Source organism: Amycolatopsis sp. NPDC088138 (assembly GCF_044741685.1).
Lineage (GTDB): Bacteria > Actinomycetota > Actinomycetes > Mycobacteriales > Pseudonocardiaceae > Amycolatopsis.
In genome coordinates this window covers 102,370-128,065 of record NZ_JBIUTB010000007.1, presented here as the reverse complement: position 1 = coordinate 128,065, position 25,696 = coordinate 102,370, and the positions used below count along the sequence as shown (strand labels likewise).

At 70.3% G+C, this 25,696-nt stretch carries 27 protein-coding genes; 11 read left to right on the top strand and 16 right to left on the bottom strand.

Annotated features, from left to right (window positions below; genetic code table 11):
- Window positions 1-49: 49 nt before the first annotated feature.
- The 3 genes from ACIOD2_RS37080 to ACIOD2_RS37070 all read left to right on the top strand — a co-directional run bounded on the left by ACIOD2_RS37080 (window position 50) and on the right by ACIOD2_RS37070 (window position 2,914).
- Window positions 50-1,669 (top strand): alpha/beta hydrolase, encoded by a 1,620-nt coding sequence (locus tag ACIOD2_RS37080; RefSeq protein WP_400549220.1) that lies wholly within the window; start codon window positions 50-52, stop codon window positions 1,667-1,669.
- Between the two features lie 170 nt (window positions 1,670-1,839).
- Window positions 1,840-2,112 (top strand): helix-turn-helix domain-containing protein, encoded by a 273-nt coding sequence (locus ACIOD2_RS37075; protein WP_392759901.1) that lies wholly within the window; start codon window positions 1,840-1,842, stop codon window positions 2,110-2,112.
- A gap of 1 nt (window position 2,113) precedes the next feature.
- A complete protein-coding gene (locus ACIOD2_RS37070) occupies window positions 2,114-2,914 on the top strand; it encodes a GNAT family N-acetyltransferase (protein ID WP_400549217.1) in 801 nt (266 codons plus the stop codon).
- Here ACIOD2_RS37070 and ACIOD2_RS37065 read toward each other — a convergent pair.
- The 13 genes from ACIOD2_RS37065 to ACIOD2_RS37005 all read right to left on the bottom strand — a co-directional run bounded on the left by ACIOD2_RS37065 (window position 2,911) and on the right by ACIOD2_RS37005 (window position 15,901).
- A complete protein-coding gene (locus ACIOD2_RS37065; RefSeq protein ID WP_400549214.1) occupies window positions 2,911-3,486 on the bottom strand; it encodes an EndoU domain-containing protein in 576 nt (191 codons plus the stop codon). The genes ACIOD2_RS37070 and ACIOD2_RS37065 overlap by 4 nt on opposite strands.
- A gap of 30 nt (window positions 3,487-3,516) precedes the next feature.
- Window positions 3,517-4,797: a hypothetical protein gene (locus ACIOD2_RS37060; RefSeq protein WP_400549211.1), complete on the bottom strand. Its 1,281-nt coding sequence runs from the start codon at window positions 4,795-4,797 to the stop codon at window positions 3,517-3,519.
- A complete protein-coding gene (locus tag ACIOD2_RS37055) occupies window positions 4,791-5,396 on the bottom strand; it encodes an ATP-binding cassette domain-containing protein (protein ID WP_400549208.1) in 606 nt (201 codons plus the stop codon). The genes ACIOD2_RS37060 and ACIOD2_RS37055 overlap by 7 nt, the downstream gene beginning before the upstream one ends.
- A complete protein-coding gene (locus ACIOD2_RS37050; protein ID WP_400549205.1) occupies window positions 5,393-6,268 on the bottom strand; it encodes a TIGR03621 family F420-dependent LLM class oxidoreductase in 876 nt (291 codons plus the stop codon). The genes ACIOD2_RS37055 and ACIOD2_RS37050 overlap by 4 nt, the downstream gene beginning before the upstream one ends.
- Window positions 6,269-6,281: 13 nt before the next feature.
- Window positions 6,282-7,124, bottom strand: coding sequence for a TIGR03621 family F420-dependent LLM class oxidoreductase (locus ACIOD2_RS37045; RefSeq protein ID WP_400549202.1), 843 nt, complete (start codon window positions 7,122-7,124; stop codon window positions 6,282-6,284).
- A 58-nt stretch (window positions 7,125-7,182) separates the two neighbouring features.
- Window positions 7,183-9,006 (bottom strand): phosphoenolpyruvate carboxykinase (GTP), encoded by a 1,824-nt coding sequence (locus ACIOD2_RS37040; protein ID WP_400549199.1) that lies wholly within the window; start codon window positions 9,004-9,006, stop codon window positions 7,183-7,185.
- A gap of 350 nt (window positions 9,007-9,356) precedes the next feature.
- Window positions 9,357-10,070, bottom strand: coding sequence for a hypothetical protein (locus tag ACIOD2_RS37035; RefSeq protein ID WP_400549197.1), 714 nt, complete (start codon window positions 10,068-10,070; stop codon window positions 9,357-9,359).
- A gap of 104 nt (window positions 10,071-10,174) precedes the next feature.
- Entirely contained in the window at window positions 10,175-12,013 is a 1,839-nt protein-coding gene (locus ACIOD2_RS37030) for a dynamin family protein (RefSeq protein WP_400549194.1), read from the bottom strand.
- On the bottom strand, window positions 12,010-12,351 hold the full coding sequence (locus ACIOD2_RS37025) for a nucleotide exchange factor GrpE (RefSeq protein ID WP_400550618.1): 342 nt from the start codon (window positions 12,349-12,351) through the stop codon (window positions 12,010-12,012). The genes ACIOD2_RS37030 and ACIOD2_RS37025 overlap by 4 nt, the downstream gene beginning before the upstream one ends.
- 191 nt (window positions 12,352-12,542) lie before the next feature.
- Window positions 12,543-13,157: a TetR/AcrR family transcriptional regulator gene (locus tag ACIOD2_RS37020; RefSeq protein ID WP_400549191.1), complete on the bottom strand. Its 615-nt coding sequence runs from the start codon at window positions 13,155-13,157 to the stop codon at window positions 12,543-12,545.
- Window positions 13,154-13,633: a hypothetical protein gene (locus tag ACIOD2_RS37015; RefSeq protein WP_400549188.1), complete on the bottom strand. Its 480-nt coding sequence runs from the start codon at window positions 13,631-13,633 to the stop codon at window positions 13,154-13,156. Before ACIOD2_RS37015 ends, ACIOD2_RS37020 begins: the two co-directional genes overlap by 4 nt.
- 46 nt (window positions 13,634-13,679) lie before the next feature.
- Window positions 13,680-14,327 carry a hypothetical protein gene (locus tag ACIOD2_RS37010; protein ID WP_400549185.1) on the bottom strand — a complete coding sequence of 216 codons (648 nt, stop codon included), beginning with the start codon at window positions 14,325-14,327 and terminating at the stop codon, window positions 13,680-13,682.
- A gap of 59 nt (window positions 14,328-14,386) precedes the next feature.
- Window positions 14,387-15,901, bottom strand: coding sequence for a dynamin family protein (locus ACIOD2_RS37005; RefSeq protein WP_400550616.1), 1,515 nt, complete (start codon window positions 15,899-15,901; stop codon window positions 14,387-14,389).
- Window positions 15,902-16,110: 209 nt separating this feature from the next.
- On the opposite strand from ACIOD2_RS37005, the gene ACIOD2_RS37000 reads away from it, so the two are divergent.
- Window positions 16,111-17,265: a sensor histidine kinase gene (locus tag ACIOD2_RS37000; protein WP_400550614.1), complete on the top strand. Its 1,155-nt coding sequence runs from the start codon at window positions 16,111-16,113 to the stop codon at window positions 17,263-17,265.
- On the top strand, window positions 17,262-17,918 hold the full coding sequence (locus tag ACIOD2_RS36995; RefSeq protein WP_400549183.1) for a response regulator: 657 nt from the start codon (window positions 17,262-17,264) through the stop codon (window positions 17,916-17,918). Before ACIOD2_RS37000 ends, ACIOD2_RS36995 begins: the two co-directional genes overlap by 4 nt.
- 3 nt (window positions 17,919-17,921) lie before the next feature.
- On the opposite strand, the gene ACIOD2_RS36990 is transcribed toward ACIOD2_RS36995, so the two are convergent.
- From ACIOD2_RS36990 to ACIOD2_RS36980, 3 genes are all read right to left on the bottom strand, one after another.
- The gene (locus ACIOD2_RS36990; protein WP_400549181.1) at window positions 17,922-18,854 is read right to left on the bottom strand and encodes an endonuclease domain-containing protein; all 933 of its coding nucleotides are present in this window, start codon (window positions 18,852-18,854) and stop codon (window positions 17,922-17,924) included.
- Window positions 18,855-18,982: 128 nt separating this feature from the next.
- Window positions 18,983-19,894, bottom strand: coding sequence for an SDR family NAD(P)-dependent oxidoreductase (locus tag ACIOD2_RS36985; RefSeq protein ID WP_400549178.1), 912 nt, complete (start codon window positions 19,892-19,894; stop codon window positions 18,983-18,985).
- Window positions 19,891-20,478 (bottom strand): TetR/AcrR family transcriptional regulator, encoded by a 588-nt coding sequence (locus tag ACIOD2_RS36980; protein ID WP_400549175.1) that lies wholly within the window; start codon window positions 20,476-20,478, stop codon window positions 19,891-19,893. Before ACIOD2_RS36980 ends, ACIOD2_RS36985 begins: the two co-directional genes overlap by 4 nt.
- 207 nt (window positions 20,479-20,685) lie before the next feature.
- On the opposite strand from ACIOD2_RS36980, the gene ACIOD2_RS36975 reads away from it, so the two are divergent.
- The 6 genes from ACIOD2_RS36975 to trmB all read left to right on the top strand — a co-directional run bounded on the left by ACIOD2_RS36975 (window position 20,686) and on the right by trmB (window position 25,631).
- On the top strand, window positions 20,686-21,624 hold the full coding sequence (locus ACIOD2_RS36975; protein ID WP_400549172.1) for an ABC transporter ATP-binding protein: 939 nt from the start codon (window positions 20,686-20,688) through the stop codon (window positions 21,622-21,624).
- Window positions 21,625-21,652: 28 nt separating this feature from the next.
- Window positions 21,653-22,405, top strand: a complete 753-nt coding sequence (locus tag ACIOD2_RS36970; RefSeq protein WP_400549169.1) for an ABC transporter permease — start codon at window positions 21,653-21,655, stop codon at window positions 22,403-22,405.
- A gap of 100 nt (window positions 22,406-22,505) precedes the next feature.
- The gene (locus ACIOD2_RS36965) at window positions 22,506-23,417 is read left to right on the top strand and encodes an ATP-binding cassette domain-containing protein (RefSeq protein WP_400549166.1); all 912 of its coding nucleotides are present in this window, start codon (window positions 22,506-22,508) and stop codon (window positions 23,415-23,417) included.
- On the top strand, window positions 23,414-24,175 hold the full coding sequence (locus ACIOD2_RS36960; RefSeq protein ID WP_400549163.1) for a hypothetical protein: 762 nt from the start codon (window positions 23,414-23,416) through the stop codon (window positions 24,173-24,175). Before ACIOD2_RS36965 ends, ACIOD2_RS36960 begins: the two co-directional genes overlap by 4 nt.
- A 176-nt stretch (window positions 24,176-24,351) precedes the next feature.
- Window positions 24,352-24,903 carry a hypothetical protein gene (locus ACIOD2_RS36955; protein ID WP_392760119.1) on the top strand — a complete coding sequence of 184 codons (552 nt, stop codon included), beginning with the start codon at window positions 24,352-24,354 and terminating at the stop codon, window positions 24,901-24,903.
- 44 nt (window positions 24,904-24,947) lie between these two features.
- A complete protein-coding gene (gene trmB, locus ACIOD2_RS36950; protein WP_400550612.1) occupies window positions 24,948-25,631 on the top strand; it encodes a tRNA (guanosine(46)-N7)-methyltransferase TrmB in 684 nt (227 codons plus the stop codon).
- Window positions 25,632-25,696: the final 65 nt, after the last annotated feature.

The window sequence follows — 25,696 nt, the reverse complement described above, 5'->3', positions numbered from 1 at the left end:
TATATCAATAGCGCGACTCCACTATGTGAAAACCCAAAGGGGCAACCGTATGACACGACTCCGCTACGCGGTGGTGATCCCGGCCATCGCCGGCACCCTGCTGGCCGGGTTCACGCCTGCGTTCGCAGGTCAGGAGGCAGCGGCCGGCAAGCAGCCGCTGAACTCCACGAACATCCCGGCGCAGTACGCGAACCAGAAGCTGGACTGGCACAAGTGCGCCGTCCCCTCCGAGCTGCCGACCGCCCCGCCCGCGGGCGCCCAGGACATGGAGTGCGCGACCTACAAGACGCCGCGCAACTGGTACCAGGCGAACGCCCAGATCGACCTGACCATCGCCGTCAGCCGCCTGAAGGCGACCGGGGACGCGACGGCCAGCGTCGTCACCAACCCCGGCGGCCCCGGCGCGCCCGGCCGGAACTTCCCGGCCCGCCTGCGCAACCAGGCGAAGCTGCGTGAGCACCAGGAGATCGTCGGCTTCGACCCGCGCGGCACCGGCAAGAGCACGAACATCACGTGCGGTGGCGCCATCGGCACCGGCTCGGACCTGGACCCGCGTGACCGCGACCGCGCGAACCTGAACCTGATCCTGCAGGCGACGAAGTACGCCGCGCAGTCGTGCCAGGTGAAGTCCGGCGAGCTCGGCCCGCTGATCAACACCGACCAGACGGTCAAGGACATCGACCTGCTGCGCGTGCTGCTCGGCCGCGACAAGATCAACTGGGTCGGCTACTCGGCGGGCACCTGGATGGGCGCGCACTACGCCCAGGCCTACCCCGCGCGCACCGGCCGGTTCGTCCTCGACTCGTCGACGGAGTTCACGACCACCTGGCAGAAGTCGTTCGACTGGCAGCCACTCGGCTTCGAGCGCCGCTGGCGGCAGGACTTCCTCCCGTGGATGGCGAAGTACGACAAGCTCTACCACTTCGGCACCACCGGCGAAGCCGCTCGCCAGACCTACGAGCAGGTCCGCTACGTCCTGACCCAGGGCGCGGTCACCCTGCCCGACGGTTCGAGCGTGTCGGCCAACGGCCTGGACGCCTTCATCGCGTCGAGCATCTACTCGAAGTCCGCGTTCCCGGGTCTGGCCAACTACCTGGTCAGCGTCCGCACGCTGACCCAGGGCACCGCTTCGGCGCAGGCCAAGTCCTCGGCCGCGCAGAAGGTCAAGGCCGCCGACACGAGCACCACGACCTACGGCGCGCAGCCGCTGATGGTGCCCTCCGACGGCGACGCCTACGACGCCAGCTTCTGGAGCATCCCCTGCAACGAGGGTCCGTGGACCGGCACGACGAACAGTGCCATCAAGGACTCGCAGAAGCTGATCGACAAGCAGCAGCCGCTGCTGGGCGCCGGCTGGTTCATCCAGCCGTGCCTGTTCTGGAAGAAGACCCCGGCGCCGCTGCCCGTGCTGGACGGCAAGGGTGTCCCGCCGGTGCTGATCGTCGAGTCGGAGCACGACCCGGCGACGCCGATCGAGGGCGCGCGGCGCGCGCACAAGGCGTTCGCGAACTCGCGGATGCTGACGATCACCGGTGAGGGTGACCACGGGATCTACGCCGGCGGCAACGCGGGTGTGGACAAGGTCGTGGAGGCCTACCTGATCGACGGTGTGGTGCCGAACGACCAGAGCCTGCCGGGTGTGGCACTTCCGGTACCGCCGGGAGCCTGACGCCACCAGGTGTTGTGGGGCCCCGTCGAGCTTCGGCTCGGCGGGGCCCTTTCCACACCTGTGCACAGAGTTGTCCACAGGCAGTGGACAACTACTGGTATTCCATCCATGCCCCCGCCACCGCCCTCAACGGAGGCGCTTCGCGCCACAGTGGTATTAAAATAGGGTTCATGGTGCGGGTGCCGCTGACGGACGAAGAGCGCGAACGGGGCGAACGCCTCGGCCAGGCGCTGCGGACGGCGCGGGCCGGCCGGAGCATGGTCGACGTCGCGGCGGAGGCCGGGATCTCCGTGGAGACGCTCCGGAAGATCGAGACGGGCCGGATTCCGACGCCCACCTTCTTCACGGTCACGGCCATCGCGGACGCGGTCGGGCTGCCGCTGGACGAGCTGCGGGCGGCCGTCACGCCGGCGGCGTCACCACCGCTTTCCCAGGCCAGCTGAGTTGCGGCTGACCGAAGACGTTCACGACTTCCTCGCCCGGGCCGGGGACTTCCTGCGCTCACGTCCCGCGCTCCACACGACTCCGCTGACTACGCTCGAGAAGCTGCGGCTCAACGGAAACGACGGCACCGTGTTCGGCCGGCTGGAGAACGCCCTCTGCTACCGACGGCCGTCCGGCCGGTTGACTCTCGCGTCCCTCCCGCCCGAGCAAGCCGACGCTCTTGCCGCCGAATGGGTCGCGCTCGGCCACCCGCTTTCCGGAGTCCTCGCGGAACACGACACGGCCACCGCGTTCACCGAGGCCTGGCGTCGGCGCACCGGCGCGTCGGCGGTTCCCGGGGTGCGGGTCCGCCTACACCGCCTCGGCACGCTCACCCCACCGGAGCCGGTACCGGAGGGCCGGGCGCGCGCTCTGGGTGCGCCGGACCGCACGGAGATCATCCGCTGGTGCACCGATTTCGCCGCCGCCGTCGGAGAGGCTCTCGACCCGGACGCCTGGGCCGCGTCGCGGTTCGGGGACAAGCACTACACGTTCTGGGAGACCGAGGGCCCGGTCGCCATGGCGGCGTCGACCACGATGGTCGCCGGGATGATCCGGGTGGATCCCGTCTACACCCCGGCCCACCTGCGAGGGCAGGGCTACGCGGGCGCCGTCACGGTCGCGGTGAGCCAGGCCGCGCTCGACGCCGGAGCCACCGACGTCGTGCTCTACACGAACCCCTCCAACGCCACCAGCAACGCCCTCTACCGGCGGATCGGCTACGTCCCGATCGCCGAGTTCACCGGGTTCGACTTCGCCTAAGCGCGTAGCTGGGTCAGGATGTGGTCGCGGTCGTTGAGGAACGCGCAGCCCGCCACCGGCAGGTCGTAGCTGTTCAGCAGCTTCTCGAAGTCCGACAGCTCGTCCGCCGAGAACTTCAGGTCGACCTTTGTCGCGTGGGCGGCCAGGACGTCGGCCAGTTCCTCCCACTCGCCCGACCACAGCAGCGTGCGGTAGTGCGTGAAGTCCTCGGGGGAGAGGCGGTCGCCGAGCATCGTGAGGACGCTGTCGGCGAAGAAGCTGATGCGGTTCTCCTTGAGGTCGGCGACCGTCGGGTTCGCCGGGTCGCGGGCCGCGTCCGGGTTGCGGGTCACGCCCGGGCCGGCTACCGGGTAGGCGGTGTGGACGTGCCCGTTCTCCTCGACCAGCACGACCAGGTGCACGTTGAACCGCTCGCCGGCGCAGCGCCAGCGGCCGTTCTTCTGCTGCCGCCGGGCCTCGCTCGGGTCGTTCGCGACGTCCTTGATCACCGAGATGATGTGCTCGTCGCTCCAGCCCGGCGGGAACTCGCTGGTCGCCCGACGCCCTACCCCCGACGCGTGTCCGCCACCCATGACTGCTCCATTCGTCGCATCGAGGGTAGGTCAGATGGCCGCGGAAAGCAGTACGATCCCGAGAACCTGCAGGTCGAGACCGCGGAAGAGCTGGCGGACGAGGTTGGCCGGCATCGGTCCCATCGGGGTGTCGACGAACGCCGGGTTGCCGTAGTCGACGGCCTTGCGGGTGACCGTGCGCAAGATCGAGAGCACCGACAGCGGCACGGCGAGCCACGCCGGCCCGGCGAACGACGTCCCGGCCGCCAGCGTGACGCCGAACAGCACCGCCGCCCAGAGCAGGCCGACAACCGCGAGGACCAGGCCGCTCGCCAGCACCAGGTCGCGGTTGGGTGAGCCCAGCCAGCGGCGGCGTCCCGGGTTGCGCCACAGCTCACCGAGGCCGGCGCTGAACGGCATCAACGCGAGGTACGCGCCGAGGCCGATCAGGACGGGGCCCGGCAACGTCGGGAGCGCGATGTGCGCGACCACGATCGCGAAGCCGACCAGTACGCCCGCGCCGGCGTACTTGGACCGGCCGATCGTGCCCGCCCAGGCCAGCCGCAGCGGCGTCGGGCGGCGCACGGAGATCCGCCCGACCGGCGCCGACGGCGGGAGCAGCATCATCGGGTCGAGGAAGGTGACGGCGACCGAGCGCAGCACGCGGCCTTCCCAGCCGGTGAGCAGCGCCGAGCGGCCCGCGCGCGTCACCGGCTCGCCTCCGAACGCCAGTGGCAGCGCCAGGACGACCACGCCGGCCGCGACGAACTCCACCGTGGTGGCGCCGAGGTGGAACGCGGCGATCGCCAGCCCGAGCGCGGCCAGCGCCAGCGGGCCGGCCGCGTCGAACCACAACGCCGTCCGCCGGGCGGTCACGTACGCGATCACGGCGGTCGCGGCGACGACGGCGATCCCCGCGCGCCACTCGTCGAGCCCGGCCCCGCCGACCGCGAGCAGCAGCGCGACCAGGTAGCCGGTCACGACCACGACGCCGGTCCACGCGCCGAGCAGCCGCAGCACGACCACCCGACCGCGGTCGACCGGCGCGAAGTCCAGCCAGGTCAGTTCGGCCGGCTCGACCCAGGCGAACCCGCGGCGCAGCAGTCCGCGCCAGCCGACCGCGCAGCAGAGCGTCAGCAGCCCGAGCACCGCCGGGAAGTTCACCCGGGACGAGCCGTAGACCGCCGGGCGCCAGCCGTCTACGTGGAAGAACGCCGTGAAGAGGAACCCGAAACCGAACAGGAAGGCGAACGACGCCGTGTCGCCGCTGAAGATCCCGCCGAACCGCTTGCGGCCCGGGATCTTCATCCGCCGCGGCGCGAGGGTCACCACAGCTCGAGCACGCTGTCCGCGGCCTCCAGCAGCGGCGGGTGGTGGGTGGCCACCACGACCGCCGCGCCGGCCGCCGTCGAGCGGGCGATCAGCTCGACCAGCCACTCCTTGCCCGCAGTGTCCAGCGCGCGCTCCGGCTCGTCGAGCAGCAGGACGCGGTGCGGCCGCACGGTGACGCCGAGCAGCAGCAACCGGCGGCGCTGACCGGCGGAGAAGTGCCCGGACGTGACGTGCATGCGTTCGCCGAGGCCCGCGTCGCGCAGCAGTTCCTTGTGGTCACCGAGGTCGGTGCCGAACGTGCCGGCGAGCAGGTCGAGGTGCTGCAACGGGGTCAGCTCGGCGAAGAAGTCGGAGTCGTCGAACAGCACCGAGACCTTCCGGCGGAACTCGACGTCCCGTTCGTCGGGCACCTTGCGGTCCACCAGCACCCGGCCCCGCTGCGGGGTCTGCATGCCGTAGAAGCAGCGCATCAACGTCGACTTGCCGACACCGTTCGGCCCGACGATCGCGGCGACCTCGCCGGGGTCGACGCTGAAGTCGAGGTCGTCGAACAGCCAGATGTCGCCGGCGCGGACGCCGATCCCCTTCGCGTCGATCATCGGAGGGCTTCGAGCACCGGCGCGAACTGGGCCATGTTGTGCTCCAGGACGGTGTAGTAGGTCAGCCCGAACCGCTCGCGGTGCGCGTGGAGCTGCTCGACGACCTCGGCGGGGGAGCCGATCAGCGCGGTCGGGACCTCGGCGAGCTGGTCGGCGCTCAGCGCTCCCTGCGTCAGCTTCGCGAGGTCCGCCAGCGCGCCCGCGCGGTCTTCGGTGATGTTCACGAAGTGGCAGAGCAGGTTGAACTCCGCGCTCCGGTCACCGAGCTTCGACCGGACGAACGCGACGCGCTCCTCGATGTCCTCGGCGCTCGCCGGGATCAGCGCGCCGCCGTCCGGTGACTTCGCCGTGCCGGTGAAGCCGATGATGTCGGCGTGCTCGGCGGCCAGCGTCAGGATCCGGTCGCCGCGGCCGCCGAGCAGCAGCGGCGGTCCTTCCGGGCGCACCGGCGCGGGCTTGTGCTCCGGGTCGGCGTACAGGCGCTTGAGCTCGAGGATCGTGCGTTCGAGGTGGTCCACGCGCTCGCGAGCGGTCGGGAACGGCATCCCGGCGGCCTCGAACTCCTCCTTGACGTACCCCGCGCCCAGCCCCAGCTCGAGCCGTCCTTCGGTGAACTGGTCGGTGCCCGTGACGTCGCGGGCGAGCAGCACCGGGTTGTAGAAGGGCGCGTTGAGCACGAAGGTGTTCAGCTTGACGCGCGAGGTGACCTCGCCGGCCAGCACGAGCGCCGGGAACGGCGGCGCCATCCCCAGGTGGTCGGCCGCGGACACGACGTCGTAGCCGAGGTCCTCGGCCTGGCGGCACTTCCCGACCCACGCGGCACGGCTGTCCGGTACGACCATGTTCACGCCGAAGCGGAAATCCCCAGTCATACCGACAAGGTACTCAGCGGAGCTTCTCGATCACCGGGGCCAGCCTGGTCAGGTCCTCTTCGATCACCGTGAAGTAGCTGACGCCGAGGGTCTCCCGCGTGCGCAGCAGCTGCTCGGCCGCCGCTTCCGCCGAGCCGATGAGGACGGTGGGCAGCTCGCCCAGCTCGGCGGCGTCGAGGTGCGGCACGAGCTGGTGGGCCTCGTCGAGCGCTGCCTGCCGGTCGTCGGTGATCCGGACGAGGTGGACCATCAGGTTGAGCTCGGTGTCACGGTCGCCGAGCGCCCGTTTCACGAAGTCGACACGTTCGGCGACCGCGTCCGGACCGGCCAGCGCCAGCCGCCCTTCGGCCGCGCCGGGCGCGGTGCCGGTGAAGGCGATGGTGTCGGCGTGCTCGGCGGCGAACGTCAGCATCCGGTCGCCGCGGCCGCCGAGCAGCAGCGGCGGCCGGGGGCGACCCGCGTACGCGCGTTCGATCTCGGCGACCACGTGCTTCAGCCGCGCGAACCGCTGCCCGGGTGTGCCCCACTCGATCCCGGCGGCCTCGAACTCCGCGCGGACGTACCCCGCGCCGATCCCGATCTCGAGACGGCCGCCGGTGAACTCGTCGAGCCCGGTGAGGTCACGGGCCAGCAGCACGGGGTTGTGGAAGCTCGCGTTGAGCACGTAGGTGTTCAGCTTGATGCGCTCTGTCGCCTCGGCCGCCAGCAGCAACGCCGGCATCGGCGCGACCCGCCCGAGGTGGTCGACCACGCCGACGACGTCGTAACCGAGGTCCTCGGCCCGGCGGCACTTCGCCGCCCACTCGGCGCGCGAGCCGGGTGCCACCAGCGCCACGCCGAAGCGGAACGGTCTCATGGGGCGAACCTACAAGAAGGGGACGTCCACACGGGACGTCCCCTTCTTGGCAGAGAACTCAGGCGAGGCGCTGGGCCAGCGCGTCGAGCTCGTCACGCAGCGACGTCGGCACGGTGTCGCCGATCTTCGCGAACCACTCCTCGATCAGCGGCAGCTCCGCGCGCCACTCCTCGGGCTTGACGTCCAGGGCGGCCTGGATGTCCTCGATCGGCTCGGTGAGGCCCTCGGTGTCGAGGTCCTCGGCGCGCGGCACGAAGCCGATCGGCGTCTCGACGGCGTTGCCCTTGCCCTCGACGCGGTCGACGACCCACTTCAGGATCCGCGAGTTCTCGCCGAAGCCCGGCCACAAGAAACGGCCGTCGTCGCCGCGGCGGAACCAGTTGACGTAGAAGATCTTCGGCAGCTTGTTCGCGTCGGCGTTCTTGCCCAGCGTCAGCCAGTGCTTGAAGTAGTCGGCGGCGTGGTAGCCGAGGAACGGCAGCATGGCCATCGGGTCGCGGCGCACGTTGCCGACCGCGCCGGCGGCCGCGGCCGTCGTCTCCGACGACATCGTGGCGCCCATGAACACCCCGTGCTGCCAGTCGCGGGCCTCGTTCACCAGCGGCACCGTGGTCTTGCGGCGGCCGCCGAACAGGATGGCCGAGATCGGCACGCCCTTCGGGTCGTCCCACTCGTCGGCGAGGATCGGGCACTGCGACATCGGCGTGCAGTAGCGCGAGTTCGGGTGCGCGGCCTTCTCGCTCGACTCCGGCGTCCACTCCTGGCCCTTCCAGGAGGTGGCGTGCTCGGGCTGGTTCTCCATGCCCTCCCACCAGATGTCGCCGTCGTCGGTCAGGGCGACGTTCGTGAAGACCGTGTTGCCCTGCTCGATGGTGCGCATGGCGTTCGGGTTGGTGTGCCAGTCGGTGCCCGGCGCGACGCCGAAGAAGCCGAACTCCGGGTTCACGGCGTAGAGGCGGCCGTCCTCACCGAAGCGCATCCAGGCGATGTCGTCACCGAGGGTCTCGGCGCGCCAGCCCGGGATGGTCGGCTGCAGCATCGCGAGGTTGGTCTTGCCGCAGGCGCTCGGGAACGCCGCCGCGACGTAGTGGACCTTGTCCTCGGGCGAGATCAGCTTGAGGATCAGCATGTGCTCGGCGAGCCAGCCTTCGTCGCGCGCCATCACCGAGGCGATGCGCAGCGAGTAGCACTTCTTGCCGAGCAGCGAGTTGCCGCCGTAACCCGAGCCGTAGCTCCAGATCGCGCGCTCTTCGGGGAAGTGCGAAATGTACTTGGTTTCGTTGCACGGCCAGGAAACGTCCTTCTGGCCGGGCTCGAGCGGCGCACCGACGGAGTGGAGCGCGGGCACGAATTCGCGCTCGCTGCCGTCCGGTCCGACGAACTTGTCGAGCGCGGCGCGACCGGCGCGGGTCATCACGCGCATCGAAGCGACAACGTAGGCGAAATCGGTGATTTCGATACCCAGCTTGGGATTCTCGTCGGCGAGCGGGCCCATGCAGAAGGGGATGACGTACATCGTGCGGCCGCGCATCGAGCCCCGGAAGAGCTCTGTCATGGTGGCCTTCATCTCGGCCGGGTCGGTCCAGTTGTTGGTCGGACCGGCGTCCTCGGGACGCTCCGAACAGATGAAGGTCCGGTCTTCGACGCGGGCGACGTCGTTGGGGTCGGAGGTGGCCCAGAAGGAGTTCGGCTTCGACTTGAGCTGCACGAACGTGCCGGCTTCGACGAGCTCCTGGTTGATCCGGGCGGCTTCTTCGTCAGACCCGTCGACCCACACCACGCGGTCCGGGGTGGTCAGTTCGGCGACCTCCCGGACGAAGGACAGCACGCCACTGTGCGTCGTCGGCGCGGTGTCCAGTCCGGGGATGGCGACTGCGGTCATCTCTACTCCTGACTTCCGACGACAAAATGAGCCCGCTCGGAACGACGGTGTTCCGGGCGGGCTTCGTTGCCGGCGACCGAATGGCTTCGCACACCGGCTGGCGAAGCCGGTGTGCGTTTTTTGGGATTCCCTGAGAGTAGCCGCATGACCGGCAGGTAACCGAGAGCTGACGTGTACGTTCTCTCACAAGAACGATAAGGGAATCGATTCAGACGTCACCGGATCGGTGCATTCGCAGTAAATCTTGCGGTGCCCGGTGTCACACCCGTGACCTGCTTGTTTTCATTTGCGACATGAAAAAAGCCCGGCGCGGGTGCGCCGGGCTTTCAAACTGTGACCTGGGTTACTTCTCAGTTGGGCGAGATCCACTGCCCGGTGCCGGAATCGATGTGCGCGACACCCTCGAGCGTCTGCGTGCCGGCGCCACCCCACTCGGCGTCCGCCGCCGGGTCGCCCAGCTGCTGGTCACTCCCCGAGTCCATCAGTCCACTCGAGACCTCGGTCCACTGGCCGGGGCCGCTGTGCTCGAACGTCGTGGTCGTGCCGTCCGCGTCGACCTGCACCGCGACGTCCGCTTCGCCGTCGCCGTCCTTGTCGGTGAAGGCGATGGTGCCGCCGCTCTTCGTCTCGACGACGGCGGTGTCGTTGTGCCCGTCGTGGTCGGTGTCGATGGTCGCGACACCCGCGTCGACCTCGCCGTCCGGCATGTCCGCGTGGATGTGGCCGCCGGAGCTGTCCTCGTGGCCGGTGTCCGTGCCCGAGTCGTCGTGGCCGTCGCCGCCGGACTGGACCCACTCACCGCTGGCCTCGTCGTAGACGGCCTGCTCGACGACGTGCCCGGTCTCGTCCAGGACGGCGTACTGGTCGGCCTGGCCGTCGTGGTTCGAGTCGATGAAGGCCTGGGCCGTGCCGTCGTCGTGCTCGACGATCGCGGTGTCGTTGACGCCGTCCTCGTTCACGTCGTAGTTGACCTCGGCCTGGTACTCCTGGCCGTCGACGTGCACGGTCATCGCCTCGGCACCACTGGCGTCGGTGTCGCTGCCGCCACTCTCGTCGACCCACATGGGACTTCCCCCTTCGAACCGGGTAACGCCGTTCTCCGACCTGCTGTCTGAGGGTATGACTCACCGTAGGCCGGTTCGGTTCCCCACCACAACCGGACGCGCGCTCAGGCCGTCTTGTCCCGCAATGCCCGGATCCGGGTCAGGAAGGCTTCGGCCCGGTCGCGGCCGTCGCTGACCTCTTTCAGGCGCTTCGAGACGATCGCGATCTTCTTGGCCCGTTCCTGGGCGCCCATCTTGATCGTCTTGTCGACTTCCTTCAGCTCGGCCTCGATCGCGTCGATACGCCGGCCCAGGGCCTCGTCCAGGGCCATCGACAGCTGCTGCTCGGCTTCGATGAGCTGCTCGGCGACGAGCTGGTCGAGCGTCGAGCGGGCGTCCGCGATGGCTTCGACGAGCCACTGCTTCATGTGCTGCTTGTCGGCCGCGTGCTTGCGCGTGCGGGCCATCCACCAGCCGGCGCCGAGGCCGATGATGATCGTCGCGGGCAGCACGACCGGGTTGAGGATCGCGACGCCGGCCAGCGGCAGCGCGGCCACCTTTCCCGCGCCGACACCACCCGAGATGCCCATGAAGACGAGCAGTTTGTCCTCGGCCGTCGGCGGTTTCTTGTCCGGCGGGCGCAGCACCACCGGCGGGCCGCCGGCCCGCGCGAACTGCGCGCGGATGACGTCGAGTTCCTCCGGGGAGAACAGCTCGGACAGCGAGACGTTCGTGACGTGGTTGAGCCGCTGGGACAGCAGCATCGAGATCCGCTGCGACGTCGTCTGCAGCGCGATGTCGACCTGCTGCGGCAGCGCGGCCAGCGCGTCCCGCTTCGCGCCGTCGATGAGCTGGCGGAAGTGCGTCTGGGCGTCCCGCATCTGGCGGCTGCTCTCGTGCAGCACCTCGACGCGGGTGCGCTGGACCTCACCGCGCAGCTTCAGCTGCCAGCCGCGGGTCGACGTCCGGCGCTCGGCGGTCAGCTGGTCACGGCGTTCGCGCAGCTGCTCGGCCTCGGCCTCGCCCGCGGACAGCGCCCGGCTCTCGGCCTGCAGCTTCGCCTTGAGCTCGCCGAGCGCGGTGGACAGCGCGCGCAGCGTGTTGGCCTCGCCGAGCATCGCCGAGCGGCCGACCAGCAGCTCCTGCAACGCGGTCTGGATCGCGGCGACGCCGGACTTCTCCCGCAGCATCGCGGCCATCTGCTCGTTGGGCGCCTTCGACGCGGTCTCGAACATCCGCGCCGACACCGGGTGGAACACGGCGTCGGCGAAGCGGGGCGCGTGCTCGGCCAGCAGCCGCCGGTCGGCCTCCAGCACCTCGCGCCAGCCGCGGAACATGTCCACCTTGGTCAGCGCGAACACCACGGTCTCGACGCGCTCACCGACGTCACGCAGGAACTGCAGCTCGGTCGAGGTGAACGGCGCCGACGCGTCGACGACGAACAGCAGCGCCGTCGCGCCCGCGGCCGCCTCCTTGGCCAGCTCGCCGTGCATCGAGTCGAGCCCGCCGACGCCCGGGGTGTCGACCAGCGAAAGGCGTTCGAGCAGCGGCACCGGCCCGGTGACCTCGACGTAGCGCGGCGGGATCTGGCCCGGCGGCAGCTCGTGCGCGGCCGACACCCAGTTGATCAGCTGACCGAGGTCGATCGGCACCGGCGCCAGCTGGCCGGGGTAGCAGGCCTGCGCGCCCCAGGCGTCCGCGTGGTCGAACACGAGGTAGGTGGCGGTGGCGACGTCGGCGTCCACAGGGGACAGTCCCGGACGTGCGAGCAGCGCGTTGACCAGGGAGCTCTTGCCGCGGTTCGTCTCGCCGACGACCACGACGGCGGGCTTCTTCGGCCGCGCCTTCCGGATGTCGTCGACCCACCGGGCGGCGTCCGGATCGGCGTCGCGGACGACCGTCAGCAGCTGGTCGCGGGCCGCCTGGACCTGTGCGGGCAGGCTCGGCGCGGTAGGCGCGCTCACGGTGTCCTCTTCGCGTAGACCATGACGATCGGGGCGCGCAGCAGGCGGTCGTGGTCGGCGAAACCGGTGACCTCGGTTTCCGCGACGACACCGTCCAGCGCGGGGTCCTCGGTCGGGACCGCGCCGCCGGCTTCGTGGCGGGCCGGGTCGAACCGCTCGCCGTCCGGCCGCAGTGCTTGGACGCCGATCGCGGCCAGCCCCTCTTCGAGGCGTTCGACCACCCCGCCGCTGCGGGCGCGATCCAGTGCGTACAGGCACATCTGGATCAGCGCATCGCGGTCCGCGAGTGCGCGCTCCAGGCCGACAGGCGACGTGATGACCGGCTGCAAGGGGTGCACATCGGTGTCCGACGCGGGTTTGCCGCCGTCGGTTCCCTTTTCCGTGTCAGCCTCTTGGACGATCCGCGCGATGCTGATCGCCGGGATCTGGCCGGTGGGCGTCTCATCGGCATCCACCACGCCGTCCTTCCGAAACCACGCCACCCGCACCACCCCGTCCGGCTCGCAGAGATTCCACCAGTCTGAAGGACTCAAGCGCCATCCGGGGGCGAAACCGGGCGAAGGAAGCGGATCAGGATCGTCCGGAGGATCGCCAGTTCGGCCGCGGTATCCACGTCCGCGTCGAAGGCCGCCCGGGTGATCAGCGCGTCGGCGAGGGCGGCGACCCAGCCTGCGGCAGCGTGCGGCGGAACGCCGGGGTCGATCTGCCCGGCTTCGACGGCCCGCTCGATCAGCACGGCCAGGCCGTCGGCCAGCGCACGTTCGTTGCGCCGGATCAGCTCGGCGAACTCGTCGTCACGCGCGGCCTGCGCGGCGGCCTCCAGCACCAGCCGGGCGATGGCGGGGTGGGCGACCTCGGCGGCCAGGTCCGTGACGACGTCGAGCAGCGCGGCCCACGGGTCGGCGGCCTCGGCGGCCGCGGCGAGCCGCTCGGCCGTGTCGCGGGCGTCGTCGGTGAAGATCGCCGTGAACACCGCGCGCTTGTTCGGGAAGTAGTGGAAGAGGCTGCCGGAACTGATGCCCGCGGCGCGGCAGATGTCCGCCGTCGTCGTCCGCTCGAAGCCCTTCTCGGCGAAGCACCCGGCCGCGGCGTCGACGATCGCGCGGCGCTTGGCCGCGTGCTTCGCGGGATCGACGGTCCTCATCGCTCGACCGGCGGCTCGTCGCGCCAGGGGTACCCGTGCTCGGCGAACGCCCTGGCCAGCTCGGGGCCGCCGAGATCGGTCTTCTCGCGGGCGATCTCCCGGCCGTCCGCGGTGTGCAGGACGAGCTCCTTGCCGTCGAGGTAGACAGCGTCGAGCTCGGCTTCGATGCGGCGGGTTTTTTCGCCGCGGACCAGGGTGACGCGGTCCGGCGCCACGGTGACGACCAGCCGGTCGTGCGCCCAGATCATCGCGAAGACGAACCCGAGGACCAGGCCGCCGGCGACGGCGGCGAGCGTCGCCCAGGGCTGCGGCAGCTTCGTGAGCACCTTGAAGACGCCCTGGAACGGGAAGGCGGGCAGGTCAGTGACCCATGCGGCGATGGCCCACACCCCGGCCCCCAGGGCGCCGCCGACCAGCGGGCAGCCGATCCAGGACCCGGTGCGCAGCCACGACGGCTCGTCGACGGTCGTCTCCATGCCGTCTATTATTAGACCGCGTGCTCGGTTTATGAAAGCCGGGGGCTCAGACCAGCTCGGTGATCACCTCGCGCAGCTTGGCCTCCAGCCCCGGGCCGTCTTCGGCGAGCCGGGAGGAGACCAGCAGCTGGTCGTCGGCCGTGCGCAGGCAGATCGAGCCGGCCACGGAGATCTCGATGACGTTCAGCCGGAACGGGTACGCGCGGCGCCCCTGCCGCACCTCGGCCTCGCGCACCAGCTGGCCGAGCCGTTCGCCGGCGACGATCTGGCGCCGGTAGAAGCCGGGCGCCCAGGGCGTGCCGCCGGCCGGGACACCCGCGCCGCGCAGCGCCGGGCCGCGCGCGTTGGCGAAGTGCCGGGCCGCTGTCGGCGTGAAGTACTCGATCGCCTGCCGCATCGCCGAGTCGTGGGCGAGCGCGGGCCTGCCGTAGCGGTTGCGCGGGCTGCGTGGATCCGGATCCTCGCGGCCGCGGAGGAACGCGAGCAGGTCGTTCCACCAGTCCGCCCACTGCGCCTGGACGGCGGTGCGGTCGACCTCCGGCGGGATGTGCACCGGAACCTGCGGCTCCACCGGCGGCAGGACCTGTCCTTCGGAAACGGACAGCGCCAGGGCGTCACGGATGAACAGCGCGACGTCGATCTCGGCCTCGCTGCTCCACCTCGCTCGCCAGGATGTCGTGTTCTCCAGCTGCACGTTTCCACAGTACGCGGGAAACCGGCCCGGCTCGGCAAAGTCGGCAAGCAGAAACAAGCTCAGGCCGGGGACTCCCGGAGCTGTTGCCAGATCAGGAAGTACGCGCGGTGCACGACGTGCGCGACGCGGCTCTGCGCGGGTGTCGCGCCGAAGGACGCGAAGGACCGCCACCAGCCCGCGCGTTCCAAGGCGTGCGCGGCCAGCTCCGGCCGGTTCGCGCCCGGTTTGCCGAGCTGGGCGCCGATGTCGGCGTTGCTGCCCACCCGCAGCACCTCTTCGGAGAGGTCCTCGGGCATGTCGACGGCGCCGGAAGCGACCAGCGTCAACGCTTCGAGCAGCCGCAGCTGGTGGGCCTCGGGCTTGGCGAGCAGCACCTCGATGGCGTCGTGGACGCGCTGGCGCTCGCCCGGGTCGCCGGAGGCGTGGGCCAGCGCGGTGACCGACGCGAGCGCCGCGGCCGCCTTGATCCCGTCGGCGCGGGCGGCGAACACGATCGACAGCCGGTGCCGCACGGCTTCCAGGCCGGACGCGTCCAGCAGGGAGCGTCGCAGCGCACCGGCGGTGATCTCGGGTTCCTTGCGGACGGCGTCGACGGCGTGCGAGATGCCGAACAGGTCGAGCTTCTCCAGCAGCCGCAGCCGGGTGCCTGCCGGGACGTCGCACTCCCAGCTGGTGAAGATGTCGGCCGAGATCAGCATGGTCTGCAGGACGTCGTCGTCGAGCTCGGCCAGCTGCCGCAGCGCCTCGGCGTCGGCGGAGGTGAAGCCGCCCACCTCGGCGGACTCGGCGATCAGCCCGATCACCGGCAGCACGTCGGCGACCCTCGGCTTGAGCGTCGAGGCCTGCTTCTCCGACAGGATCGTCGCGGCCTTCCAGATGTCGCCGTCCGAGCCGTCGACCGACTCGGGGGCGATGGTGTCGGCCTTGTTCAGCACGGCGATGGCGTTGACCGGGCCGGCCTCACGGCTCGCGGTGGCGGCGGTGAACGCGGCGAGGGCCTGCTGGTCGTCGGCGCGGACGCCTTGGGTGACGACGTAGAGGACGGCCTCGGCGCCGGCGACGGCGTTGCGCGAGGTGTCGTCGAGCTCGTCGGAGCCTTCTTCGTCCTTGCTCTGCTTCGCCGCGCCGAGGAGCAGTTCGGTGCGGGACACCGACGCGGCGTCGAGCGAGCCGAGGCCGGGGGTGTCGATCACGGTCATGCCCTGCAGCACGGCGTTGGTCAGGTAGGCCTCGATGTGCGAGACCTTGGTGATGTCGACGCCCAGCTCGGCCGGGATCATCCCGTCCGAGGCGAAGGGGAGCACCTGCTTGCGGCCGTCGGTGAAGACGATCTCGACGCGGTCGACCGTGCCGTACTGGAAGCGGGTCACCAGCCGGGTGCACTCACCGATGTCGGTCGGCGCGACCCGGCGCCCGATCAGCGCGTTGACCAGCGTCGACTTGCCCGACTTGATCCGCCCGGCGACGGCCACCTGCAGCGGCGCGCCGAGCCGGCGCAGCACCTCGGCGAACCCGGCGGCGGTCCGCGCGGACACCTGCGACTGCAGGCGGTGGCACAGGTTGGCCACCGACATCGACAGCGGTCCCGCGAGCCGGTTCTGCTCCGGTGACGTCACGACCCCCAGTCCCTCCCCGGTCGAACGGACACGACCCGGTGAATCGTGCCATGTCCGTCATCCTCGGGTCGCACCGAAGGTGGTACCGGCGACCGACGCGCGGGCCCCGGACCGGGACCTAGTGTTGTCTGGTGCGACGGCTGAGTCTCTGGATGCGTGCCCACCCCATGGCGGGCGACTCGGTGCTCGCCGTCCTGCTCGGCCTGATCGACCTGTTGCTCTTCGCCGCCGACGGTTTCGCCGAGGTACCCGAGCTGCCGCCCTGGTACGTCGGGGTGCCGGTGATCATCGCGATGGTGGCGCCGCTGGTCTTCCGGCGGAAGGCGCCGCTCTGGTCGGCCTACGTCGTGCTGGTGATCAGCATCGTCCACGCGACGCTGCTGCTCGGCATCGGCAGCGTGGCCGGGCTGGCGATGAGCATCTACTCCGTCGTCGTCTACGCCGGGCGGCGGCAGGGGCTGGTCTACGTCGCCGCGGTCGTCGCCGCGTCGGCGGTGGGCATGCTGCTCGACCCCCCGGGCGGCCTGCTGGTCCCGGTGCTGTTCCTGGCGTTCGGCATCGCGCTCTGCTGGACGCTCGGCGAGTTCGTCGGGGCGCGCCGCGCCTACGACGTGGAAGTGGAGGCGAGGTTGCACCTGCTCGAAACGGAACGCGACCAGGCCACCCGGATCGCGGTGGCGGAGGAACGCGGCCGCATCGCGCGCGAGCTGCACGACGTCGTCGCGCACGCGGTCAGCGTGATGGTGGTGCAGGCCGACGGCGCGTCGTACGCGATCCGCAGCAACCCCGAGCTCGCCCAGCGGGCCCTGCAAACGATTTCCGAGACCGGCCGCGGTGCGCTCGGCGAGCTGCGCGCGCTGCTCGACGTCCTGCGCAACGAACGCGCCGAAGGCGAGCCGCGCGTCCCGCAGCCGGACGCGCACGCGATCGCCGACCTCGCCGAGCGGATGCGCGCGGCGGGCGTGCCGGTGGAGCTGGAGGCCGACGAGCTCGGCGACCTGCCCGCCGGGGTGTCGCTCGGGGTGTACCGGATCGTGCAGGAATCCCTGACCAACACGCTCAAGCACGCCGGCCGCGGCGCGACCGCGTCCGTGCGGGTGCACCGGACCGGCGACCTGGTGGAGGTCCTGGTCTCGGACGACGGCGCGGGCCGGCTGCCCCAGCTGACCCCGGCCGGCGGCCGGCTGGCCGTCCCGGGCGGCAACGGCTTGATCGGGATGCGCGAGCGCGCGCACGTCTACGGCGGAACCCTCGAGGTCGGCCCGGCTCCGGGTGGTGGGTGGCAGGTCCGCGCGGCCCTGCCGGTTAGGTTGGCGCAGTGATCCGTGTGGTGGTCGTCGACGACCAGGAACTGATGCGTGTCGGGTTCCGGATGGTGCTGGGCGCGCAGGAGGACATCGACGTCGTCGGCGAGGCGGGCGACGGCGCCCAGGCCATCCGGATGGCCGAGGAACTGCGCCCCGACGTCGTGCTGATGGACGTCCGGATGCCGGTGCTCGACGGGGTGGAGGCGACGAAGAAGATCGTCGCCGACGGCACCGCACGGGTGCTCGTGATGACGACGTTCGACCTCGACGAGTACGTCTACGCGGCGTTGCAGGGCGGGGCGAGCGGGTTCCTGCTGAAGGACACCCAGCCCGACCACCTGGTCTCGGCGCTGCGCGCGGTGGCGTCCGGCGACGCCGTCGTCTCACCGTCGGTGACGCGTCGGCTGCTGGACCGCTTCGTCGGCGCGGGCGGCTCGCCGATGCGGGACACGGCCGAGCTGGACGTGCTCACCGACCGCGAGCGCGAGGTGCTCGTGCTGATCGCCAAGGGCATGTCGAACCTGGAGATCGCCGAGGCCCTGTTCCTCTCGGAGGCGACGGTGAAGACGCACGTCGGCCGCATCCTCGCGAAGCTGGACCTGCGAGACCGGGTGCAGGCGGTGGTGCTGGCCTACGAAACCGGCCTCGCCCGCCCGGGCCTCGCTTAGCGCTCAAGCGGCACTTTCACGTGAAAGTGCCGCTCGGACGACTTCGACCACACGCTTCCGTTCGCCGTACAAGTCGGCTTTGGTGACGACCACGAAACGCCATCCCTCGGCTTCGATCGCGGCGCGGCGCAGCTCGTCGCGGCGTGGCTGGCTCCCCTCGAGATGCCACTCACCGTCGTATTCGACCGCCAGCTTCTGCTCCGGGAACGCCAGATCGAGACGACCGAGGAAGACACCTGTCTCGGCAACGACGTCGACCTGGACGTCCGGTTTCAGCCCGGCGACGGTCAGCCACACCCGCAGCTCGGACTCAGGAACGCTCTCCGAACGCGCATCCGCCAGTGCGACCGCTTTTCTGGCTCGCACCATTCCGTTGTCACGGCGCGGCTCGATGTAGTCACGAAGTTCCGCGAGATCCACCAGACCGACGCGGAGAAGGACATCGAGATAGGCGACGACCCGGGCGAGCGAACGGTGGAGCTTGGTGTTCGTCAGGACGTCCATGGCCAGCCGTAGTGGCGTAGCGAGGCGAATGTCCCCCCACGGCTCGCTGTCGATCTGCCCACGACTGGTCCTCCGGATGTGCACACCGGCCTGACGGGCGAACAGCAAGCTTTCCGGCAGAACGAACTCGACCGGGTCGTAGGTGCCGACCAGCTCGAGACCCCTGACGGCAGCTGCCGAGCATCCGGACAAGACAGCACCGCGGGGTGCGAGCAAAGCGGCAGCCTGGCACCGCACCGAATGGGTAACCGCAACTGTCGAGGCGATGTAGACGTTTCGAAACAACCGCGTGAACAGAGGAGTCCGCAAGGCCCGCGACGTCACCACGCCTTCGGCTACAGCATGGCTGCCGATGAAGGGCTCGGCGAAGTCGACCAGGTCACTGCTGTGATCACGAAACACCCGGCAAGTCTGCAGCGTCCCGGCGCGCACCAGACCGTTCCAAGATCAACAAGTTGCCACTTGTCCACATCCCCCGAAAGCTGTCCACAACCCGGCACTTTCACGTGAAAGTGCCGCTCCTGCGCCTCCAGGCGTCACTTTCACGTGAAAGTGACGCCTTAGCGGTAGTCGTCGGGCGGGGTGGTGGCCGGGTCTTTGCCTGCGTTGCGGACTTCGGTTATCCAGCGGCCGAAGTCCGGGCGGTCGCCGTCGATGTCAATGTAGTCGTACTCCTTCATCAGGGTCCAGGACGCCAGTGTCTGGCCGGCGAAGCGGGCGACGTCGGTGTCTTGGGCCAGGGCTGCGACGCCTCGGGCCAGCAGGTACGGCGTTTCGGAGATCTTGAAGTCGACGGGCGCGATCTTGCCGACCGCGTCGCGCCAGTTGTCCTCGGTGACCTGGAAGATGTCGAGCATCGACTCCGAGCGCAGGAACCCCGGCGTGACGGCGAGGCCGACGCAGTCGTTCTTCTTCAGCTCGACGCCCAGCGCGCGGCCGAGCGCGCGGATGCCGCACTTGGCCAGGTAGTACGGCAGGCCCGCGCCGACGTAGTCGTCGTTGTCGCCGTCGGTCACCTCCAGCACCAGGCCGCGGCGGGCGACCACCAGCGGCAGCAGCCGGTGCAGCGCGATGAGGTGCGTGTCGAGCGCGTTGTGCGTCAGGTTCAGCGCGTCCTCCAGCGGCGTCTCCCAGAACGGGGCGTCGAAGTGGAAGTACATGTCGCCGCCCCAGACGTCGTCGACCAGGATGTCGACTCCGCCCGCTTCGGACTCGACGCGGGCTTTCAGAGCGTCCACATCGGACACCGACGTGAAGTCGCAGCGCACCGCGACGGCCTTGCCGCCCGCCGCTTCGACCAGCTCCGCGGTGTCTTCGATCGTCTCCGGGCGCTTCATCGGTGACGCCGTTTCGCGCGTCGACCGGCCCGTGACGTACACCGTCGCCCCCGCGCGGCCCAGTTCCACCGCGATCGCGCGGCCGCACCCCCGGGTCGCTCCCGTGACCACCGCGACCTTGCCCTGCAAGCTCATGTCTTCTCCCGTCCCCGCCACGCGGTCAGCACCGCGTCGACGTCTTCGGCCAGCCGGTCGGCCAGCCGCCCCTCCGGCCGGATCGACCAGTCCAGCGACACTCCGTTGATCACCGCCAGCAGTGCCCGCGCGGCGCGGGGCACGCTCGGTGCGTGCGGCAGTTCGGCCGCCACCGCGCCGACCAGCCGGGCCAGCTCCGCTTCCACCGCCGCGTAGTGCTCGCCCAGCAGCGAGCGCAGCACCGGATCACCGATGTCCACGCCGAGCTGCCCCAGGTGGTTCGCCGCCTCTTCGGCGTCGCCGAGCACCGCGTAGACCGTCACGGCCGCGGACCGCAGTCCCACGATCGGGTCATCCGCGGAATCCGCGCACTCCCGCATCTGCTCGACCGCGCGGGTGGTCGCGCGCCGGCTCAGCGCCTGCAGCAACCCGGCCTTCGACCCGAACCGCTGGCCGGCCGTGCCGACCGCGACGCCGGCTTCGGCGGCCACCTGGGCCAGGGTGAACCCCGGGCCGCAGCGGCCGATGACGGTCTCCGCGGCGGCCAGCAGCCGCTCGTCGGTGATGCTCCTCGGCCGGGCCACGGGATTATTGAACCACAGTTCATTAATGCTGTCACCCGGGGTCGGATCAGGGTCGGGTCAGGGTCTTCACCGATCGCGCATCAGCCGAAAAGCCAGGAAGGTACTACTCAGGTAGGGGGACCGGTTCGGTCTACAGGGTGACGCGCGAACAGGCCTCCACCCGCGACGATGAGTACGTCGTAAGCGAGGGGACAAGAGGAGCAAGCCATGATCGAGGCAACGGGCCTCACCAAACGGTACGGAAAGACGCTGGCGGTGAACAACCTGTCGTTCTCCGTGGCCGCGGGTCAGGTCACCGGCTTCCTCGGCCCCAACGGGGCGGGCAAGTCCACCACCATGCGCATGATCCTGGGCCTGGACAACCCCACCGGGGGCCAGGTCACCATCGGGGGCAAGAAGTACCACGACCTCAAGCAGCCGCTGCGCACCGTCGGGGCCCTCCTCGACGCGAAGTGGGTGCACCCCAACCGCTCGGCGCGCGCCCACCTGCAGTGGATGGCGAAGTCCAACAAGATCCCGAACTCCCGCGTCGACGAGGTGCTCGACACCGTCGGCCTGAGCAACGTCGCGAGCAAGCGCGCCGGCGGGTTCTCGCTCGGCATGTCGCAGCGGCTCGGCATCGCGGCCGCCCTGCTGGGCGACCCCGAGGTGCTGCTGTTCGACGAGCCGGTGAACGGCCTCGACCCGGAGGGCATCCTCTGGATCCGGAAGTTCATGCACCGGCTGGCCGAGGAGGGCCGCACGGTCTTCGTGTCGAGCCACCTGCTCTCGGAGATGGCGCTGACCGCCAGCAACCTCGTGGTGATCGGCCGCGGGCAGCTGATCTCGCAGTCGTCGACCGAAGACTTCGTCTCCCGCGCCGCGGAGAACACGGTCAAGGTCCGCTCGCCGCAGCTGACCGAGCTGCGTGACGTCCTCCAGCGCGCGAGCGCCGGCGTCGCCGGTGACGAGAAGGCCCTCATCGTGTCCGGAATGGACAGCGACAAGATCGGTGAGATCGCCGCCGAGCACCGGATCGTGCTGCACGAGCTGAGCCCGCAGGTCGGCTCGCTCGAGCAGGCCTTCATGCAGATCACGGGCGACTCCGTCGAGTACCACACCGGTCTCGAAGCCGAGGCGCAGCACGTGCTCGAGTCAGCCAAGTAGCCGAACACCACACGGGGAAACCAAAGTCATGAACCTGCTCGCGGTCGAACGCATCAAGCTGTTCACCACCCGATCGCCGTGGTGGTGCGCGCTCATCACCATCGGCCTGTCCGTCGGCTTCGCGGCCATCCTGGCCGGCGCCACCGACGCCGACGACTCGCTGACCGTCTCGGCCACCCAGTTCGGTGGCTCGCAGTTCGGCATCGCCGTCGTCATGGTGCTCGCCGCCCTCGCGGTGACCACCGAATACCGCTTCAACACCATCCGCACCACGTTCCAGGCGGTGCCGCACCGCTCGCCGGCGCTGGTCGCCAAGGCCGTCGTCGTCGGCCTGATGTCGCTGGTCCTCGGCGAGATCGCCGGGTTCGGCTCGTGGGGCCTCGCGAAGCTGATGCGGCCGAACGACAACCTCGCGCTGGCCACCGGCCAGGACTGGGCGAACGTCGCCGGCCTCGGCCTGGTCTTCGCGTTCAGCGCGGTGCTCGCCGTCGCCGTCGGCATCATGATCCGGCACAGCGCCGGCGCGATCGCCCTGCTGCTGATCTACACGCTGGCCGTCGAGAGCCTGGTGCAGCTGATCCCGAAGATCGGCGACAACATCCACCAGTGGATGCCGTTCAACGTGGTCAACAAGTTCCTCGTCGGCTCGGCGCCGGCCCAGAACGGCCCGCCGCCGTCGGACTCGCCGCTGAGCCCCGGCTGGGCCCTGGCGTACTTCGCCGGAATTTCGATCGTGTTCCTGCTCGTCGCGCTCGGGGTCGCGAAGAAGCGGGACGCCTGAGGGGTAACAGGGGAAAAACGGGAAATCCGGGTCGCGCTGTCGGGGGGCGACCCGGATTTTCCGTTTCTCGCTAGGCTCACCGCGACGGGACGGGGGGCCGATGATCGAAGCGACGGCACTGACCAAGGCGTACGGCGACACGACCGCGGTGAACGAGCTGACCTTCACCGCGCGGTCCGGGCGCGTCACCGGCTTCCTGGGGCCGAACGGCGCCGGCAAGTCCACGACGATGCGGCTCGTCGTCGGCCTCGACACCCCGGACGCCGGGACCGTGCTCATCGACGGCGTTCCGTACCGCGAGCTGAAGGACCCGCTGACGACGGTCGGCACGATGCTGGACGCCGGCTGGCGCCACCCCGGCCGCGGCGGGCGCGACCACCTGCGCTGGCTGGCCGCGACCAACGGCATCCCCGACAAGCGCGTCGACCAGGTGCTGGCGCTGGTCGGCCTGACGAGCGTCGGGAAGACGCGGGCCGGGCGGTACTCGCTCGGCATGCTGCAGCGGCTGGGCATCGCCGCCGCGCTGCTCGGCGACCCGCGCGTGCTGCTGTTCGACGAGCCGGTCAACGGGCTCGACCCCGAGGGCATGGCCTGGATCCGGCAGCTGCTGCACTCGCTGGCCGCCGAGGGCCGGACCGTGTTCGTCTCGAGCCACCTGCTGCCCGAGATGGCGCAGACCGCGCAGGACCTGGTGGTGATCGGCCGGGGCCGGCTGATCTACCAGGGCACGATGGACGAGTTCGTGGCGCGCACCAGCCACCACGGCGTGCGCGTGCGCACCCCGCACGCCGACGAGCTGCGCGCCGCGCTCACCGGGCAGGTGGAGTTCACCGAAGCCGACGGCGCCTTCGTGGTGTCCGGAGTGGACAGTGACCGGATCGGGCAGCTCGCCTTCGACGCCGGCGCGACCCTGCACGAGCTGAGCCCGATCGCCGGCTCGCTCGAGCAGTCCTACCTCGACCTCACCCGTGAGGCCGTCGAGTTCGGTGCCGCTCCGGAGGTCGCGCGATGACGACGACGTCGAACCTGCTCCGCGCCGAGCGGATCAAGCTCTTCAGCACCCGGGCACCTTGGTGGTGCCTGGCACTCGCGTTCGTCGCGCCGCTCGGCTTCACCGCGTTGTTCTTCGCGCTGGCCGGGCCGGAGATCCCGGCGACCGTCGGCAACACGCAGCTCGCGAGCGGCAACGGCCGGACCGTGCTGCTCGTGCTCGCCGTGCTCGCGACCGCGTCGGAGTTCGGCTGGGGCACGATGCGGCTGACCTTCCAGGCGGTCCCGAGCCGGGTGCCCGCGCTGCTGGCGAAGGTGACGGTCATCGGCGCCGTGGGTGCCGTGCTCGGCCTGGTCGTCGGCTTCGGCTCGTGGGGGATGGCGACGCTGGTGCAGCCGGACGCCGACCTCGCGCTGCACTCGGGCGCCGAGTGGCGCTCGGTGCTCGGCCAGAGCCTGGTCTTCCTGCTCACCGCGGTGGCCGGGGTCGGCGTCGCGCTGCTGCTGCGCAACGTCGCCTTCGCGCTGACCGCGGTGCTCGTCTGGACCCAGCTGCTGGAGGGGCTGGTCATGTTCATCCCGGGCGCCGGGAAGCACATCTACCAGTGGATGCCGTTCCACGCGGCGGACGAGTTCGTCGGGGCCGGCGGGTTCACCGGCGGGCCGACGCAGCTGCCGCCCGCACCGCTGAGCCCGTGGGGCTACCTCGGTTACTTCGCGGCGATCGGCGTTGCCCTGTTCGTGACCGGGGTGCTCGTCACGGCGAGGCGTGACGCCTGAGCGTGATCGCCGTCTCACTACTCCACAAAACTGTGTTAAGAGAAGATGAAAACGTTGTGGCTTCTCTCACAGGCGCCGGACATAATGTTATGACCAGGCAATATTCGTAAGAGAGCGAACCGGACCCGTCTGAGCTCCCCTGGAGGTGATCCTTGGCGGTGGACACCGGTCAAGAATTGGGCAGCACGATTCCCCGAGCCCGCGTCGAAGACGACGCACCACGGCTCGAACCCATGTTGGATCTTGAATGGTCGCGGGCCATCGAACTCCCGCAGAACGCCATGGCGGCGGCAACGCCGGCCGAACTTCGCCGTGCTTGGGTGCATCGCGCGCCCGAAGACAGCGTCCTGGCCCTCTTCCGCGCATCGGCCGGGATGGCCGGGCCGATCCCCGCGCCCTGGTGGCTGCGCGCGGTCGCGGACGGCAGGCTCGATTCCCGGGAACAGGGTTTCCGCGTCGAGGACCGCATCGCGCAACTGCTCGGCCGTCGGCCGGGCTGGGAATTCGTCCCGTGGGCGGCGGACGGCGAATCGGGCTACTGGGAGTTCATGCCGTCCGAACGCGGGAAATCGGGACACGCGATTCCCACGACCGTGATGAACACCGACCGGCACGCCGGCTGGATCGACGTCCTCCCGGCGCACACCGGGGCGACGCCGGACCCGATCCCGGTCGCCGGACTGGCCGGGCTGCGCTCCCGGCTCGGGGAGTTCGAAGCCGCTCGGTGACCGTTGGTTAACCTCGGCACGTGGAGAACGAAGACAGTCGACGGCTGCGCAGCGTGGTCAGTTACGTCAAACGCGGTGGCCGGATGACCGTCGGGCAGCAGCGCGCCTGGGACGAGCTCTGGCCGGACCTCGGCCGCACGGTCGGCGAGCTGCCCGACGGGAAGCTGGACTTCGGCGCGTGGTTCGGCCGCGAGGCGCCGGTGCTGGTCGAGATCGGCTCCGGCATGGGCGAGACGACGTCGCAGCTGGCCGCCGCGGCGCCGGAGCTGAACTACGTGGCCGTCGAGGTCTACGACCCGGGCCTCGGCCAGCTGATGCTGCGCGCCGAAAAGCTGGGTGTCGAGAACCTCCGGCTGCTGCACGGTGACGCCGTCGTACTGCTCACCGAGCACGTCGAGCCCGGGACGCTGCACGGCGTCCGGCTGTTCTTCCCGGACCCGTGGCCGAAGAAGAAGCACCACAAGCGGCGGATCGTGTCGCCGTCGTTCGCCGCGCTCGTCGCGTCGCGGCTCGCGCCCGGCGGGACGTTCCACATGGCGACCGACTGGGAGAACTACGCCGAGCAGATGCTCGAGGTCTGCTCCGCCGAGCCCGCGCTGCGCAACCGGTACGCCGACGAGCCGGGTGGCTGGGCGCCGCGGCCGGAGTGGCGGCCGGTGACCAAGTTCGAGCAGCGCGCCGACGTCGAAGGCCGCGTCTCGCACGACCTCATCTTCGAAAAACGCTGAAGGGGACCCTCCCCGGATCCCCGCGGAGAAAGGTCCCCTTCAGCTCACTACCCCCGGTGCTCGCC

Excerpts from the sequence above, each read along its gene's own strand:
- ACIOD2_RS37055 (WP_400549208.1), bottom strand. The coding sequence starts at position 5,396 with ATGATCGACGCGAAGGGGATCGGCGTCCGCGCCGGCGACATCTGGCTG.
- ACIOD2_RS37005 (WP_400550616.1), bottom strand. The coding sequence starts at position 15,901 with ATGTCGGTGGCCAACCTGTGCCACCGCCTGCAGTCGCAGGTGTCCGCG.
- ACIOD2_RS36960 (WP_400549163.1), top strand. The coding sequence starts at position 23,414 with ATGACGACGACGTCGAACCTGCTCCGCGCCGAGCGGATCAAGCTCTTC.
- ACIOD2_RS37015 (WP_400549188.1), bottom strand. The coding sequence starts at position 13,633 with ATGGAGACGACCGTCGACGAGCCGTCGTGGCTGCGCACCGGGTCCTGG.
- ACIOD2_RS36975 (WP_400549172.1), top strand. The coding sequence starts at position 20,686 with ATGATCGAGGCAACGGGCCTCACCAAACGGTACGGAAAGACGCTGGCG.
- ACIOD2_RS37080 (WP_400549220.1), top strand. The coding sequence starts at position 50 with ATGACACGACTCCGCTACGCGGTGGTGATCCCGGCCATCGCCGGCACC.
- ACIOD2_RS37045 (WP_400549202.1), bottom strand. The coding sequence starts at position 7,124 with ATGAGACCGTTCCGCTTCGGCGTGGCGCTGGTGGCACCCGGCTCGCGC.
- ACIOD2_RS37040 (WP_400549199.1), bottom strand. The coding sequence starts at position 9,006 with ATGACCGCAGTCGCCATCCCCGGACTGGACACCGCGCCGACGACGCAC.
- ACIOD2_RS37000 (WP_400550614.1), top strand. The coding sequence starts at position 16,111 with ATGGCGGGCGACTCGGTGCTCGCCGTCCTGCTCGGCCTGATCGACCTG.
- ACIOD2_RS36965 (WP_400549166.1), top strand. The coding sequence starts at position 22,506 with ATGATCGAAGCGACGGCACTGACCAAGGCGTACGGCGACACGACCGCG.
- ACIOD2_RS37020 (WP_400549191.1), bottom strand. The coding sequence starts at position 13,157 with ATGAGGACCGTCGATCCCGCGAAGCACGCGGCCAAGCGCCGCGCGATC.
- ACIOD2_RS37065 (WP_400549214.1), bottom strand. The coding sequence starts at position 3,486 with ATGGGTGGCGGACACGCGTCGGGGGTAGGGCGTCGGGCGACCAGCGAG.
- ACIOD2_RS37075 (WP_392759901.1), top strand. The coding sequence starts at position 1,840 with ATGGTGCGGGTGCCGCTGACGGACGAAGAGCGCGAACGGGGCGAACGC.
- ACIOD2_RS37035 (WP_400549197.1), bottom strand. The coding sequence starts at position 10,070 with ATGTGGGTCGACGAGAGTGGCGGCAGCGACACCGACGCCAGTGGTGCC.
- ACIOD2_RS36985 (WP_400549178.1), bottom strand. The coding sequence starts at position 19,894 with ATGAGCTTGCAGGGCAAGGTCGCGGTGGTCACGGGAGCGACCCGGGGG.
- ACIOD2_RS36970 (WP_400549169.1), top strand. The coding sequence starts at position 21,653 with ATGAACCTGCTCGCGGTCGAACGCATCAAGCTGTTCACCACCCGATCG.
- ACIOD2_RS37050 (WP_400549205.1), bottom strand. The coding sequence starts at position 6,268 with ATGACTGGGGATTTCCGCTTCGGCGTGAACATGGTCGTACCGGACAGC.